The sequence below is a fragment of the Endozoicomonas sp. ALB032 genome, from assembly GCF_049310125.1.
Classification (GTDB): domain Bacteria; phylum Pseudomonadota; class Gammaproteobacteria; order Pseudomonadales; family Endozoicomonadaceae; genus Endozoicomonas_A.
Genome location: NZ_JBLYNW010000001.1, coordinates 5862146 through 5878197, shown reverse-complemented (window position 1 = coordinate 5878197; position 16052 = coordinate 5862146). Strand labels below are relative to the sequence as shown.

Below are 16052 nucleotides of genomic sequence, written 5' to 3'. Positions count from 1 at the left end.
ATGCCTGCCTTAGTGAGTGAGTTATTAAGCTTGAATAAATAGAAATGTTATGGCACTTGCGGGAGTGCGTAAGAATTGTAGACACACATTAGCTGCACTGCTGATCTCTCAAATGAGACAAGCGTGGTATTGGCGTTTTGAAATGCAATGATATGAGTTTGTTTTTTCTCTTGTATGATTTTTACGGATATGACTGACACAGGGATAGTGATCGTTTACAATGCCGACCAAGCTTCCCCAATGACTGGAGGTGGCGCATTGAATTATAAACTTGACCCTTAATGGGCCAATAAAAGAACATTTGGAGAGTGTAATGGCCGTAGAGCGCACTTTATCAATTATCAAGCCTGATGCCGTTGCTAAAAATGTCATCGGCGAGATATTTAGCCGCTTTGAAAAAGCCGGCCTGAAAGTTGTCGGAACCTGCATGGTTCATCTGAGCAAAGAGAAGGCAGAAGGTTTTTATGCAGAGCATAAAGAGCGTCCTTTCTTTAAGGATCTGGTCGCTTTCATGACGTCGGGTCCGGTCGTTGTGTCGGTTCTGGAAGGTGAGAATGCGGTCGCTCATCACCGTGAGCTGATGGGCGCTACCAACCCGGCCGAAGCCGCTGCGGGAACTATCCGTGCCGATTTTGCTCAGACTATTGATGAAAATGCAGTGCATGGTTCGGATTCTCCGGCTTCTGCTGCCAGAGAAGTGTCCTACTTCTTTGAAGATGCAGACGTTTGTCCTCGCACCCGATAATGACATAACGGGGCATTCTTTCTGCAACCTGAAATCAGGGGTAGGCGTATGCCCTGTATTTTTATCTATAAAAATGCCGTGGCTATTGTGGTTTAATAGCGCTCATGTTTTTATCGTGAATCATTTTTCATTGGCTCAGTGTCGACGACTTTTCTCTATAGTCAATCATGGCAGTTAGTGAGAATGCAGCCATTTCAGGTTTGCATTAAATTCCGGCGAGGGATAATGCGAGTCCACCCCATGGCTGTTGGGCGGCTTATAGCGCTCATGGCTTTTTGAGGTATTAAGAATGTCAGAATTAATCACCGTAAGCGCTGAGGCCGGTGAGGTTCAAAACACACCTGTTAACCTGTTGGATCTGTCCCGCAGCAAGATGGTGGATTTTTTTCTCAGCATAGGTGAAAAGAAGTTTCGTGCTGAGCAGATGCTCAAGTGGATTCACCACTTCGGCGTCGATAATTTTGATGAAATGACCAATATCAGCAAAACTCTCAGGCAAAAGCTGAAAGAGGTGGCTGAAATTCGTGGTCCCCAAGTCGTCAGTAGCCAGTTTTCTGAAGATGGTACCTGCAAGTGGGTGGTCAGAGTCGCTTCGGGCAGTTGTGTCGAGACAGTCTATATACCGGAAGGAAAGCGCGGCACCCTCTGTGTATCCTCCCAGGCAGGGTGTTCACTGGACTGCAGTTTCTGCTCCACCGGTAAACAGGGTTTTAACTCCGATCTCACTGTGGCGGAAATTATCGGTCAGGTCTGGATTGCCGCGCGTCACTTTAATAATGTTCCCGCAAAGAAAGATCGTTCTATCACCAACGTCGTAATGATGGGGATGGGTGAGCCTCTGATGAACTTTGACAATGTCGTTGATGCCATGAACCTGATGATGGATGACCTGGGTTATGGCCTGTCCAAGCGCAGAGTAACACTGAGTACTTCGGGGGTTGTTCCCGCCCTGCGTAAACTGGGTGAGGTGACCGATGTGTCACTGGCAGTGTCGCTTCATGCAGCTAACGATGAATTGAGAAATGTGCTGGTTCCGATTAACCGTAAGTATCCGTTGTCAGACTTGCTGGATGCGATCGAGCAATATATGAGTGGGCTTCCAGACAAACGTGTCGTAACCATTGAATATACGCTGCTGGCGGGAGTGAATGATCAGCCTGAGCATTCCATTGAGCTGATTCAGTTGTTGAAGAATGTCCCCTGTAAAATCAACCTGATCCCCTTTAATCCGTTCCCGCATTCCGGTTATGAACGCCCCAGCAACAATGCTGTACGTCGCTTCCAGGAACAACTTCAGGAAGCCGGCTTTAATGTCACCGTGCGCAAGACTCGTGGTGACGATATTGATGCTGCCTGTGGCCAGCTGGTGGGGCAGGTTGCAGACAAAACACGAAGAAGTGAACGCTATATCGCTGCTCGTCAGGTAAATGTTGGCTGATCAGAGTATCCGGTTTCCAATTCATTGATTCTGGTAAAAGCCTGTTTGAGCTGAAAATTATGACCGCAGGGGCCAGATTTCTGTGGCCTCGACTATCCCGGTTCACTTACTATGTTCAAAATAATTAAAAAACGGGGAGAAGTATGATCGCAAAACTGGGAATCAGTGCAGTTTTGTTCAGTATCATCCTGAGTGGTTGTGTGACAACCGGCGGGCCTGAACCCGTCAATGAAGGTGAAGCTGTCCGTAGCTACCTTGAACTGGCCAGGGGGTATGTGCAACAGGGTCTAACCGAAAAGGCAGTCAAGCCGATTAATCGGGCGTTGGAGATCCAGCCCCGATCAGCCGATGCCTTCGGCATGCTTGGGTTGGTTTATCAGCTTCAGGGAGAAGCCAGCCTGGCAGAGACATCTTTCAGGAAAGCCCTGTCTTTTAATCCTGACTCTTCTGAAATCCACAATAACTTTGGTGTATTTCTCTTCAGTCAGAACCGCCTGAGTGAGGCTTACCGTGAATTTGAGCAAGCCGCCGGTGACGTTCGTTACAGTAGCCGCAGCCGAGCTTATGAAAACCTGGGGCTGGTGGCATTAAAACAAGGCCGACGATCTCTGGCTGCAGAGCATTTTGACAAAGCTCTGAAACTGAACAGTAATTTACCTCGTGCAAGTCTGGAATTAGCGGCGATACTTGAAGAGCAAGGCCAGTTTCGTGAAGCCTGGAAGTACTATCAGGTCTTTACCCGTCTTTCCCGTCAGAATGAGCGATCCCTGAGGCTGGGGGTTCGCTTGGCCAGAGTTAATGGCGATCAGGATGCTGCAGCCAGTTATTCTTTGCAATTAGGGCGTTTATTCCCTTCTTCCACTGGAGAGGGAGTGCGGAGTAGAAGCGGTTATGAGTACTGATGAGCAAAACAGCCAGGAAGACCAGGAGGAGGCTTCTGCTGTCGCTCCTGGTCAGTTACTGAGTGCTGGAAGGCAAAAAGCAGGTCTTTCAATAGGTGAGACAGCAGACCTTTTGAAATTGCCAGAGTCTTATATTCTGGCGTTGGAAAGTAATGAGTTTGAGACACTGCCAGGTCTGGTTTTTGCCCGGGGGTACGTCAGACGCTATGCCCGGGCTCTAGGATTGGATGGTGATGAACTGGTGGATCACTTTGATCGTTTCACCGGGCACAGTGGCGCCGAAACCCCTCATTTGAAAGCAGGTGCTCCATTGACAACCTGGCGTCCAATGTCTTCTTTTTTTGCCTGGGGAGCAAGCCTTCTCACGGTTATTCTGGTGGGGGCGGGCAGTTATTATGGATGGAATCTGGACAAACGTTCTGCTTCGCAATCGGAAGTGATTTTTCGGCAGCAGCCCTCCGTTGTTATCGAGTCGTCAGAAGATGTTTCTGAAGCAGAAAAAGTGATGCCCGTGCAGGTTGACTTTGATGATTCTGAAATGGAAGTGACAGAGCCTGAGAACGAATCAGAAAATGATGATATACCTGCGGTTGGTCAGGACAGTGAAGAACCTCTTGGTCAAACTGAACGGGTTCTTCCCGAAGTAGGCAGTTCTCTTTCCGATGTTGACGGCTCTCTCTCTGGTGCTGAGGGCTCTCTCTCCGACAATGGCTCCCCTGTCAGGCTGGCTATTGACTTTGTTGAGGACTGCTGGATTGAAGTCAAGGATATGAGTGGTCGTGCTCTCTATACCGATGTTCAGAGGGCAGGCTCAAACCTGGAGCTTGAAGTACCCTCATCCGTTCAGGTCCGCTTTGGGAATGTGAAAGGTGTGGCGGATCTAAAATTTGATGGCAAAAAAGTCGCGGTCAAGACGTCTGGCTCGGGTCGCAGGGTAGCAAGCCTGTTACTGAAAGCTGGCTGATTGAGAATCCGGTTCTGCGACAAGCCAGTCTGCCTATACTCAGGGCCCCGGAAAAGTTATAGTTGGCGCTTTTGTCGTTGGAATAAGCCTTTTTGAGCAATTCTTGCCGGTTGATAGTAATGCTTCAGGCATTATCTGCCATTATTACCTGCTCACCAACGTTCATTTAGAGGATTGAGAGGGCGTCAGAACTTGGCAAAGCAACTTCAAGCCATTCGCGGGATGAATGACATCCTGCCAGATCAGAGTCCTGCCTGGCAGTACCTGGAGTCCAGACTCCGTAACCTGATGGCGACTTACAGTTATCGCGAAATCAGGATGCCTGTGGTTGAGCCCGGTCCACTATTTAGCCGGGGCATCGGTGCAGGTACAGATATTGTAGAAAAGGAAATGTACACCTTCGAGGACCGCAACGGCGAGAGTCTCTCTCTGCGTCCCGAGGGGACAGCCGGTTGTGTTCGAGCCGGTATCCAGCACGGTTTGCTCTATAACCAGACACAAAGACTCTGGACTATGGGGCCTATGTTCCGTTATGAGCGTCCACAGAAAGGTCGTTATCGTCAGTTTCATCAGTTTAGTGTTGAAACCTTCGGCATGGCTGGCCCCGACATTGACTCGGAACTTATATTGTTGACTGCCAGACTCTGGAAAGAGTTGGGTATTGATCAGCATGTGCGTCTGGAACTCAATACTCTGGGTACGTTGGAAGCTCGGCAGAATTATCGTGAGGCTCTGGTCGAGTATTTATCCCGCTTCGAACAGGAATTGGATGAAGACAGTCGGAATCGTCTGGGTATCAATCCTCTGAGAATTCTGGACAGTAAAGATAAACGCACCCGGGAAATTGTTGCGGATGCACCGGTATTGCACGATTATCTGGACGCTGAATCGGCCGAACATTTTGAAACCCTGAAAAGTATTCTTGATGCGGCAGGGATTTCTTATGTCGTTAATCCACGTCTGGTGCGCGGGCTGGATTACTATAGCCGGACCGTGTTTGAATGGATAACAGACAGTCTTGGCGCACAGGGAACCGTTTGCGGTGGTGGCCGTTACGATGCTCTGGTTGAACTGCTGGGTGGCAAGCCAACCCCGGCAGTAGGATTTGCCATGGGGCTGGAACGCCTGGTACTGATGCTGGAAACGTTGAATCTGATTCCCGAGTCGGTTCAAAAGACAGTTGATGTCGCTGTGGTCACCCGTGGAGAGGGTGTCAGTGCTAAAGCTCTGCCCCTGATTGAGCAAATAAGAACAGCGGTTCCGGATGTGCGCATTCTGGTCAATTGCGGTGGAGGCTTTAAAGGACAGATGAAAAGGGCCTTTAACAGCGGAGCTGACTTCGCCTTCATCATTGGAGAAGATGAGTTGGCCAGTCAGTCGGTAACCGTTAAGTCTCTGTCAATAGATGGTGAGCAGGAAAGCATGGATATTCCTGCTGTGGTTGAATTTTTGAAAAAGCGAATTCAGGAGTAAAGAGTGAGCCGTACAGATGAAGAAGAAGTAGAACTGCTTAAGAACCTCTGGCAGGAATACGGCAAGCCGGTTGTTGCTGGCGTTGCTATCACTGTCGTAGCTATTTTCGGCTACAAGGCTTACCAGAAGAATCAGCTGGAAACGGCAGCTGCTTCATCACAGCTTTATCAGAGCCTTCTGGAAGTCACTACTCAGGGGCAGTCGCTGTCAGAGCAACAGAAATCCACCGTTAAACACGTGGTGGAAACTCTGCAGTCTGATTACGAGAGCTCTGATTATGCGGCTCTTGCAACACTGCTTCAGGCCCGTGAACAGGTTCTGGATAATGATCTTGATGGTGCCCGTTCTTCCCTTGAATGGGTGCTGGCTCAAAAGCCCGATCTGGAAATTGAGCTGGTGACTCGTGCCCGACTGGCGCGAGTGATGCTGAGCCAGTCTGACGATAACGCACAAGCGGCGCTGGATGTTTTGGCCAAAGCCGATTCGGAAGCCGGTTTTGTAGCGACTATCGAGTCCGTTCGAGGCGATGCACATCTGGCAATGGGTCAGAGAGACAAAGCACGTGAATCCTATGAAAAGGCACTGGAAGCTGCCCGTACTAACGGAGAGTCCCGGCCTCTGCTGCAGTTCAAACTGGATGATCTGGCAGCTAACGTAAAAGAGGGCTAATGGATGGAGAGGATAATAAGATCACTGCTGATCGTTTCCCTGACGCTGGGGCTGGCTTCCTGTAGCCTGTTTTCCGATGACGAGGATATAGTACGCAAACCAAAGACCCTCACCGGGTTTGAGCCGGATATTGAATTGCAAGAGGTCTGGTCCAGAAGTATCGGTAAAGGTGTCGAAGACAGCTATGAGCGACTGGTGCCTTCTGTGTCAGGCGATGTGATTTATGCTGCAGGCGCTCAGGGTGATGTCATTGCCCTGAACCTTGAGACTGGTAAGGAGATTTGGAAGAAAAGTCTGGAATTAGCTGTCGGTGGTGGCATTACTGCTGACTTCGGGATACTGCTTCTGGGAACCCTGGATGGGCATGTCATTGCCCTGAAAGAGGAAGATGGCAGTGAGCTCTGGAAAGCCAGAGTAAGCAGTGAAGTGATTTCTTCTCCCCAAACCAACGGTCGTGTCGTCATGGTTCAGAGTATTGACGATACGATTACGGCTCTCGATGCTGAAACCGGCAAGGAGCTTTGGCATCAGGAAAACCTGCAACCTGCACTGACTTTGAGAGGCTCCAGTACGCCGCTTATTGAAGGCGAAGCGGTGTTTGTTGGGCTCTCCAATGGTGAGGCGAAGGCATTCAGGGTGAATGATGGTGGTCCTCTCTGGAACAGTCGGGTTTCTATTCCGAAAGGTTCTTCCGAGCTGGAAAGAATGGTCGACATTAAGGCGGAGCCACTGATCGTAGGTGACAACCTGTTTATGGTCAGCTTTCAGGGTAATGTAGCTGCCATGGATATGTACAGTGGCCGTGTACGCTGGAGTCGGGAATTATCCAGCTACAAGTCGATTGCAGAAGGTTTCGGCTCCCTGTATCTGACGGATGACAGCAGTTATGTCAGTTCTCTGGATCAGCGCAGTGGTGCGGTCAGCTGGAGGCAGGATAAGCTGGAATATCGTTTGCTGACAGCGCCAACGACATACAGCAGCTATGTAGCTGTGGCTGATCTGGAAGGCTATGTTCATCTATTGTCTCAGGTTGATGGTGTTATGGCAGGTCGGTTCAAGGCCAGTTCATCAGCGATCAAAGCCCCTCCTGTGGTATCGGGTGACTTCCTCTTTGTGCTCAGTGCCGAAGGTACTTTGACTGCGCTCAACCAAAAATAATTTGCTGAATCAAACAGTGACTTTGGCAAAGGATTAAAGTCGGGCTGAATCTTGGAAGGTTCAGCCCTTTTTCTGTTATTTGAATGCTGGGAATCTGTTGCAATTGACCCGTCAAGGTCTGTCAGGACAGATTTCATGACAGACTGCTCCCACTTAAACGGCAGTTTGTCTGTAACTGGTTTAAAGTTTTGGGGGTATTCAATAGCCCCAGTGGAATGAAGTGTATGGTTCCTGTAATTGCCCTGGTGGGGCGTCCCAATGTTGGCAAGTCTACGCTGTTTAATCGTCTGACTCGCTCTCGTGATGCTCTGGTTGCCAATGTAGCCGGTCTTACCCGTGATCGTAAATACGGGGAAGGCAGAATGGGCTCCAGACCTTATATTGTTGTTGATACCGGTGGAATCAGCGGTGATGAGGAAGGCATTGATTCAGCTATGGCTGAACAGTCCCTGGCGGCCATCCGGGAAGCTGATATTGTTCTGTTCCTGGTCGATGCCAGAGCCGGATTGACTGCCGCTGATGAAATGATTGCTGGTCATCTGCGTAAGCAGAACAAGCAGTACCATCTGGTGCTTAACAAGACGGATACCGTTGATGCTGATCAGGCAGAAGCCGATTTTGCCATTCTTGGCTTTGGTGAAGCCTTCCATATTGCTGCTGTTCATGGCCGTGGTGTCAAAGGCATGATTGAAGGCGTTCTCGAAGAAGTGATGGGGCCAGAGTCCGATGAGTTTGAAGAAGATGAAGACGACCCGGAAACGGTCAAGGCCAGAGGTATCAGGATTGGCATTGTAGGACGACCCAATGTGGGTAAGTCGACACTGGTCAATCGTTTGCTGGGGGAAGAACGTGTTGTCGTTTATGATCAGGCCGGAACAACCCGCGACAGTGTTTACATACCTTATGAACGCTGGGGTCAGGATTACACTTTGATCGATACGGCAGGTGTTCGCCGCCGTGGTAAAGTCCATGAAGTGGCTGAAAAGTTCTCAGTAATTAAAACCCTTCAGGCTATTGAAGATGCCAATGTTGTGGTACTGGTTGTGGATGCCAGAGAAGGAATTGTGGAACAGGATCTGCATCTGCTGGGCTTTGTGCTGGAAGCTGGTCGTGCCGTTGTGATAGCCGTAAACAAGTGGGACGGCATGAAAGAAGAAGAGCGAAAAAAGGTTAAAGAAGAACTGTCCAGAAGGTTGGAGTTCATCAATTTTGCCCGTATTCACATGATCTCTGCCAAGCACGGAACCAATGTCGGTCATCTCTATGATTCTATTGATGAAGCCTATGAGTGTGCTACTCGCAAGCTGTCCACCAACCAGCTTACCCGAATTTTGGAAGATGCGACCAAGATTCACCAGCCACCGATGGTTCGAAACCGTCGTATCAAATTAAGGTACTGTCATGCGGGTGCCATGAATCCACCGACTATCATTATTCATGGTAATCAGACGGAAGAAGTTCCTGCTTCCTATAAGCGCTATTTGGAAAATACCTTCAGAAAGGTGCTAAAGATCATGGGAACACCCATTCGGATTGAATTCCGTTCTTCAGAAAACCCTTATGCAGAACGCAAAGCGGTTCACAAGAAGAGCTCTGGGGGTGAGCGGAAGGTAACTCACAAGCGTCGTGTTATTGAACTGAAAGGCAAGAGGAAGGATGATAAAAAGAAAAAACAAAAATCTCGCCGCTAGATAGACTACGTGGGCTGATAAAAAGCTGGGTGCAAGCGTTGCACTCAGGCCCATTCTCTTCAGTATTAAATGGATTTGCATCTGTAACATTCCGATTAACGACGATTTTCTCTCCTTTAGGGGGGCAAATCTTATAGCTGCCAGTAAATTAAACAGTTGTTTGAAAATGGTTATGCTGTACATTGGTACTTACTATGATTTGAGATTGCATTGACATGAATAGCGATGAGCAGATAGTAAGCATTGTTCAGCAGTTTTTCCAAGCAGTTCCCCATTGTCGTGTATTGGAGATGAAGCCGGAGCATGCCTCTTCTGAAGGTGTTGTCATTAACATGCCGTTTAGTGACGAACTGGAAGCCAACCCGGGAAGTGGAATCATTCATTCAGGTGCGATAACAACCCTGATGGATAGCGCTTTCGGTATAGCCGCCTGTATAAGTCTGCCAGGCTTTGAGACTTGTCCTACCATTGACCTGCGAATTGATCATCTGGGTTTTCCGGCTCCTTTCAAGCCGGTTCGCTGCTTTGCTGAAGCCTATCGGGTTACTAAAACCGTTGTCTTTACAAGAGGGGTAGTCTATCAGGGCAATCGTGACGAGCCTTTTGCGCACGGCGTGGGAACCTTTATGAGATCCGGGCGAACCTTGAGCCAAATGGCTAAGGGGTTGGCAAAATGAAGATTCAGAACGACTTTCGTGAGGTTCTGCTTCAGGCCAGAGCGACCAGTGATTACAGTTATCTGACGGAGCTCTTGCCCTACGCCAGGAAAATTGGCATGAGTTGCCAGTCTCTGGGTGATGATGCCCTTTTTGTTCTGCCTGAAAACAGAGATAACACGGGTAATCCGGTGTTACCAGCACTCCATGGTGGTGTGCTGGGTGGTTTTATGGAAATGTCGGCAGCCATTCACTTGATGTTGTTTATGGATGAGCCAAAAATTGCCAAGATTGTGGATTTTTCTATTGATTATTTAAGAAGCGCAAAAATTCAGGATGTTTTTGCAGAATGCGATGTGGTGAGACAGGGTAGCCGGATCGCCAATGTTGCGATCACCGCCTGGCAGAGCCGCAGGGAAATACCGGTGGCAACAGCAAGAGCACACTTTCGGCTTGATAGCTTATAAGTACTCAACCATACGAAATCATATTTTCTGACTTATTGTTCAGGCACTCGCGGCAACTGCTCCTGCGTTGCTCTAGCTCCTGCATCCATGCAGTCGTGATGCGTTGCAACTCTGGTCACATAGCATGCTATGTTCCCGTCGTTGCGCCTTGCAGAGCACCTACCCAATAAGCCAGAAATATTCGATTCCGTATGGCCGAGTATTTAGAACCTGATCTCATGAGCTCGGGCATGACTGCAATTCATGCCTGAGTGATGCTTTCCTGAATACTTCCTGATACATTTCCCGACAATTTTGTACAGATGCAGAGAAGCTCATGAGCGGAACCTTTGATTTAGCGATTTATGATGCACAGAGTCTTGCCGGGGAAGCAGTCTTGGCTATTCTGGAAGAGAGCCATTTAACCCCCGGAGTTGTCTATCCGCTGACAGGGCCTGAAGAGTCCAATACGCCTGGAGATGAGACTACAGTAGCTTTCAAAGGCGCTGAAGTCGATGTGATTAGTGCGTTGACGTTTCATTATGCCGATGCCGATCTTCTGATTATACCCGCTGGCTCACAAATTAATCCTGAGGTTCTGAATCTGGCCAGTGAGTGTGGCTGTCGTGTAGTTAATGGTGCTATTGGTGCCGAGGCCGAGATGTACCTGCCGGGTCTGTCTGATGCTGCGGAACTGTCAGGCTTGCAGGAGATCGCAATTCCTGCCAGTCCTGCTGCCCTGATGCTTCAGGTCATGAAGCCGCTTCAAGATGCAGTCGGCATTGATTCTATCAATGTCATGGCCAGCCTTTCACTGGCTGAAACTGGTCAGAGAGGGATTGAAGAATTGCGTGGGCAAACAATTGATTTGCTCAGTGGCAAGCCGGTGAAGAAAAAGCTTTTTGAGCAGCGAATTGCTTTCAATGTCCTGCCGCACGTGGGTGTCGTCACTGAGGCAGGTTTTACATTACCGGAGCGAATGATTGCTAAAGAACTCATGAAAGGGCTGGATCAGGATGATCTCAGGGTCAGTGCTACCTGTGTGCGTGTGCCTGTATTCTTTGGTGACAGCCTCGCAGTTCACCTGGATCTGGACCGTCCAGTTGATGAGCAGACTGTCAGGGATCTCCTTGCAGGGGTTGCTGGTATTGAGTTGGCGGCCGATGATGAAATGCCTTCTGTTGAAACCGTGGCAGGAAAAGATGCCATTGTCGTTGGTCGGATTCGTCAAAATCCGGATCATGCCGATCAAATATGTCTCTGGATTGTTGCTGATCCGGTGCGATGTGGCGCATTTCAGGCATTGGCAGTGGCAGAGATATTGCTAAAAGACTTTTTAAAATGATAACTTAGCTTAGAATAGTGACAGTTCCTTATTGAAATTGTCAGAATAATAAAAATTTTATCCTGAAGCCTTGCTTTGACTAGAGCAGCGTGGGGCTTCAGGTAATCAGGAACTGTTAGCCGTACCGGTTTTATGGCTATGAGTGATCATAGCTTTTGGTGTATTCCATGTTGGAGTACAGATTGGGCACCTGTCTTCTGTTTGAGGGTGCAGCACACATCTGGAAAGCTGTTTGTTATAAAAAGTGTCGTCAAAGAAAACCTCATGCCCCGAAAGGCGGGGGTTGAGAATAGTTGACGACCTGAATTGTTCAGTTTTTAACTCGGTTCTGCTTCTGGCTGTCGATGTAAGGTGTGTTTACGGGCGGGTTTTCTGATTCGTGCAGATAACAAGGACTCATAATGAAACTGCAAAAGCTTGTAGCAGCTATGGTCATATCAGGAGCAATGGGTTCCGGTCTGGCGAATGCACTGGGGTTGGGTGAAGTGCGCTTGAATTCTGCGCTCAATCAACCGCTGGATGCCGAGATTGAATTGCTGCAAGTCAGAGAGTTGACCCGGAACGAGATTCTGCCCAATCTTGCCAGTCGTGCAGATTTTCAACGGGCGGGGCTCGACAGGCCTTTCAGTCTGACTGGCCTGAATTTTAAAACCATTCTGAGAGAGGACGGTACGGGCTATATTCATGTCACCAGCAGTCAGGCGGTTCGTGAGCCCTTCCTTAATTTTCTGCTGGAAGTGCACTGGCCCAGTGGTCGCTTGCTCCGGGAATACACCATGCTGCTGGATCCGCCTGCCTTTAGCCAGGAGGTAGCGGCTCCGGTAAATCCTGCTTCTACCCAGACATACAACAGTGGTTTTCCTGAGCCTTCACGTGGTCAGAGTGTGAATCCGTTCGATCAGAGAGGGTACTCTGAGAGTCAATCTTCATCCTACCAGCCAGAAGAATCATCCAGGCCGATCCAGGTCAATCCGGTCAGGGAAGAGCCTGTTCGCACCGGTGTCCGTAGCTATTCTGGACCAGGCCAGCGAGATACTTATGAAGTGCAGCCTAATGATAGTCTCTGGAATATTGCCAGAAGTGTCAGGCCTGCCAGTGATCTGAGTATTCAGCAGACGATGCTGGCTCTGCAGAAAAAGAATTCACAAGCCTTTGTTCAAAATAACATCAACCGTCTTAAAAAAGGACAGGTGTTGCGCTTGCCTGACAGAGATGAAATTGCACAAGTGAGCTTTCAGGATGCTGTTAGTGAAGTGGCTCGACAGAATCGTGAGTGGCAGGCTCGTCTGGAGCAACTGGATGCAACACGACGCAGCTCAGCCGAGTCGGGTGGAGAAGGTGCTGGAAACAATGGGCGTTTGTCGATTGTTGCCACAGATAATAGCTCCGGTGCGGGCAGTGATCTGGGAAGAGGGTCTGCAGACACGGCAACCACGGCGCTTCAGAATGAGTTGGCAATGACTCGTGAGAAGATGGATAACCTGACTCGCGAGAATGAAGAGCTTAAAAGCCGTTTAAAAGATCTCGACGATCAGATCAGTACCCTGAAAAGACTGATAGATCTGAAAGATGATCAGATGGCCGCACTGACACAACAGCCTGCCGGGACACCGGCGCAAATAGCGCCGGAAACCAGGCCGCTTCCTGTGGCTGAGCAACCAGTACCAGAATCTGAGCCTGGCTTCCTGAGCTTCCTGTTTGGTCACCCTCTTTATCTGGTCTTGTCAGCTCTGCTGCCATTAGGTCTGATTGCGGCCCTGTTAGTTTACCGACGTCGCAAGCAGGAAGAAGAGGACGAGATCGAAGTTGAGGAAGCGTCCAGCCTGGAGCCGATGTCGCTGATTCCTGATGAACCTCAACAGGATGATCAGGAAGAGTTCGAGCTGGATGAGACACTCGAAATCGATGAAGACAGTCTGCTTGAAGATGAAGAGCCAGAAGAGACGACTCAGCAGACCGAGGATGCAATCAGTGAAGCCGATATCTATATTGCCTACGGCAGATTTCCGCAAGCTGTTGAGCTTCTGGAAAAAGCCATTGCAAATGAGCCGGATCGTTCGGATCTGAGACTCAAGCTGCTGGAAGTTCATGCTGAAAATAATGATCTGGATAACTTTAAGGCAGCTCTGGCAGGTGTTGAGTCGCTGGATGATCAGGATGCCCTGCGTCAGGCTGATGCCTATAAAGCCCGGTTCCCGGCTGAAGCTTTCTTTGGAGATGTTACTCAACAAGCGGCTACTGAAGAGGCAGATGACGATTTTGAGCAATTCGACCTGAATGAAGCACTCAACGATGAAAGCGATGTTGATTCTGATGGCGAGCTGGGTGATTTGGAGTTTGATCTGGATGACCTGGAGTTCAATGATGAGCCTGCTGAGTCGGCTGATGATCTGGACTTCCAGCTGGATGATCTTGATCTGGAGCCAGAACAGGGCGAAGACGATACTTCTGAGGCACTTGAAGAACTGGAGCTGCCTTCAGAATCGGACGTAGCTGCTCAGGAAGCGGTTCCTGCTCCAGGCGATAATCTTGATGATCTGGAGCTTGAACTGGATGAACGCTATGCCGATGATGACGAACAGTCGCTGAGCTTCGATGATGGCCTGCCTGACCTGGAGTCGGTTCTGGAAGACGATGATCTGGAGTTCCTTTCTGATGACGATGAAGCAGCAACCAAGTTGGATTTGGCAAGGGCCTACATTGACATGGGTGATATAGAAGGTGCCAGGGACATTCTGCAGGAGGTGCTTGAGTCTGGCTCTGATGAGCAGAAGCAGGAAGCTCAGGCACTGATGGAGCATGCGGTTTAACATTCCCCAGCCTCAATTCAATAAGTACCTGGCCAGAATATGCGAAACCAACTGGTTAGGTACTTAAAGCCCGGAATGGTTCACATCGGGCTTTTTTTTAGCCATCGGAATCAGGGTTGAAGCAACAGGCGACGAGTGTCTGTCAGAAGTTTAACCAGCATTGCAGCAAAGGCAAAAAAACAGACATTTTTTGCCCTGTTAAAAAATCCAGATAATATTTGAGCTGCCTGTTCATTCTGGAAGTGTCTTTTAATAGAGGCTGAAAGCTGGATCACTCTTTGCTTTCTTCTGAAGGGTTTAAGTCATTTTCATTCTGCTTTGTATCAGGAAGTTGCTTGCCTTTTCGATGCGCTTCTGTCTGATAGGGCAGCTGTTCACAGTTCTCGAAGGTTGTTCCACATGACTGTTGTTGATCATCCTCTCCGAGCGCTGGCTCATCATAAGTTTGTGACCCTGTGTGGAATCTTTTTTTGTGACGCTTGAGGGCTGAAGCGCTGACTGAGACCCGATCGCATCGGTGCTCCTTGCCATCCGCCCTGACCACTGTCTCATTACAATGGTGTTGCTCGAAGAGACTGGATCTTCTTCTATTCAGACTGCTGACGGTGCTATGTAAGCGCTTGGGTTGCTTCTTGTAGGCTCTTCTTTGCTCCTGCGGTTCATTTTCCGGCTTGATAAACGATGCTGTAAGGGCGTACGGCTGAAGATCGTGCAGGGCTTGAATGAGATCACCCATTCGTGCGTATTGCTTGCTTTGTTCTGGTGTCACTGCAGTTTGGTTTGTTGGAGTTTCTGCGGCATTCAGCGACCTCTCTTCTGATGACTCGCCGCTATCAGATGATTGTCGTAGTTTACAAACGCCATTACAGGAGTCGACGTGACAATTTAAACCCAAAGTGTGCTGTTGTTGTTCGGGGCCTTTGTTGCCGTCACCGGAGCCCGAACGGTAGGTGAGAGTGGCTTTAAGCAGCGTGGTTGAATGAGAGGCTTGCTGACCGGGTGATGCTGATGGCTGGTTTGGTTCCTGGCTTTTTTGTTGACTTTGTTGTTGACCACGTCCGGGGAGCATCATCGTGGTGATCACAAACGGATCATCCTGACTTGCCTGCAGTTGCCCTATCGGATTGAATAGCGGTGAATCGGTGTTCCAATAGCTTTGCAAAAGTGAGCCGACAGCGACAAGCGCTTCTGCAGGTACCCCTGAATAAGGTTTGGCGCTCAGCATAGCATCACTGGTGGTTATAATCAGTTCGTAAGCAACCAGAAAATGAGTGGCGTAAATCAATTTCCACGAGATCGACTCAAATAAGGAGGTTTTTACCCCGCAGCCAAGTCTGTCTGCTTTCTCTTCTGGCGGCAAAATTGCTTCTGCATAGTCGTTTATATCAGTAAGGTATGACGGGGTGCTCATTAAGGTGTGCGGGTCTTGCAGTATAGAAAAGCTGCCTGTTGGAGAGCTTTCATCCTGCTGCAACTCGACAACAAAGCCTCTTTTAAATGATTCGGCCTGGCAAATAGCGGGCAATGAGAGTAACAGCAGCATAAGACCTGCAGAGAGTGGTTTTCTGAAAACTCTGTCATTGCATCTATTGGAGAGTAGGTTCTTCAAAAATCTATCCTTACATCTATTTGTGTTTTTGTAGGGAGTAAAGATAGACCAGGAAAGTGACGCATCTGGAAAAGAAACGTGTTTTTCATTCGAGTACCAAAAATTGCGTCTCAGTGTCTAAAAACCAGGCGGACCCTATGTTTATT

Annotated in this window: 13 protein-coding genes; 12 read left to right on the top strand and 1 reads right to left on the bottom strand. The window is 49.0% G+C overall.

Annotated features, from left to right (window positions below):
- Positions 1–313 precede the first annotated feature (313 nt).
- The 12 genes from ndk to ACO6VG_RS21820 all read left to right on the top strand — a co-directional run bounded on the left by ndk (position 314) and on the right by ACO6VG_RS21820 (position 14297).
- On the top strand, positions 314–745 hold the full coding sequence (gene ndk, locus ACO6VG_RS21875; protein ID WP_422134231.1) for a nucleoside-diphosphate kinase: 432 nt from the start codon (positions 314–316) through the stop codon (positions 743–745).
- Positions 746–1034: 289 nt separating this feature from the next.
- Positions 1035–2183 (top strand): 23S rRNA (adenine(2503)-C(2))-methyltransferase RlmN, encoded by a 1149-nt coding sequence (gene rlmN / locus ACO6VG_RS21870; RefSeq protein ID WP_422134230.1) that lies wholly within the window; start codon positions 1035–1037, stop codon positions 2181–2183.
- A 143-nt stretch (positions 2184–2326) separates the two neighbouring features.
- Positions 2327–3085, top strand: a complete 759-nt coding sequence (gene pilW / locus ACO6VG_RS21865) for a type IV pilus biogenesis/stability protein PilW (protein WP_422134229.1) — start codon at positions 2327–2329, stop codon at positions 3083–3085.
- Complete coding sequence (locus ACO6VG_RS21860; RefSeq protein WP_422475662.1) at positions 3075–4049, top strand: helix-turn-helix domain-containing protein; 975 nt, start codon at positions 3075–3077, stop codon at positions 4047–4049. The genes pilW and ACO6VG_RS21860 overlap by 11 nt, the downstream gene beginning before the upstream one ends.
- A gap of 192 nt (positions 4050–4241) precedes the next feature.
- Positions 4242–5522, top strand: a complete 1281-nt coding sequence (hisS, locus tag ACO6VG_RS21855; RefSeq protein ID WP_422138302.1) for a histidine--tRNA ligase — start codon at positions 4242–4244, stop codon at positions 5520–5522.
- 3 nt (positions 5523–5525) lie between these two features.
- Positions 5526–6191, top strand: coding sequence for a YfgM family protein (locus tag ACO6VG_RS21850; RefSeq protein ID WP_422413284.1), 666 nt, complete (start codon positions 5526–5528; stop codon positions 6189–6191).
- 3 nt (positions 6192–6194) lie between these two features.
- Positions 6195–7349, top strand: a complete 1155-nt coding sequence (gene bamB / locus ACO6VG_RS21845; protein ID WP_422134225.1) for an outer membrane protein assembly factor BamB — start codon at positions 6195–6197, stop codon at positions 7347–7349.
- Positions 7350–7573: 224 nt separating this feature from the next.
- Positions 7574–9040 carry a ribosome biogenesis GTPase Der gene (gene der / locus ACO6VG_RS21840; RefSeq protein ID WP_422134224.1) on the top strand — a complete coding sequence of 489 codons (1467 nt, stop codon included), beginning with the start codon at positions 7574–7576 and terminating at the stop codon, positions 9038–9040.
- Between the two features lie 215 nt (positions 9041–9255).
- Positions 9256–9717 (top strand): PaaI family thioesterase, encoded by a 462-nt coding sequence (locus ACO6VG_RS21835; RefSeq protein WP_422134223.1) that lies wholly within the window; start codon positions 9256–9258, stop codon positions 9715–9717.
- The gene (locus tag ACO6VG_RS21830; protein WP_422134222.1) at positions 9714–10163 is read left to right on the top strand and encodes a PaaI family thioesterase; all 450 of its coding nucleotides are present in this window, start codon (positions 9714–9716) and stop codon (positions 10161–10163) included. The genes ACO6VG_RS21835 and ACO6VG_RS21830 overlap by 4 nt, the downstream gene beginning before the upstream one ends.
- Positions 10164–10479: 316 nt before the next feature.
- Complete coding sequence (locus tag ACO6VG_RS21825) at positions 10480–11487, top strand: Asd/ArgC dimerization domain-containing protein (RefSeq protein ID WP_422134221.1); 1008 nt, start codon at positions 10480–10482, stop codon at positions 11485–11487.
- Between the two features lie 401 nt (positions 11488–11888).
- Positions 11889–14297, top strand: a complete 2409-nt coding sequence (locus ACO6VG_RS21820; protein ID WP_422475659.1) for a FimV/HubP family polar landmark protein — start codon at positions 11889–11891, stop codon at positions 14295–14297.
- A 271-nt stretch (positions 14298–14568) separates the two neighbouring features.
- Here ACO6VG_RS21820 and ACO6VG_RS21815 read toward each other — a convergent pair whose 3' ends face one another.
- Positions 14569–15840 (bottom strand): hypothetical protein, encoded by a 1272-nt coding sequence (locus ACO6VG_RS21815; RefSeq protein WP_422475657.1) that lies wholly within the window; start codon positions 15838–15840, stop codon positions 14569–14571.
- Positions 15841–16052 lie beyond the last annotated feature (212 nt).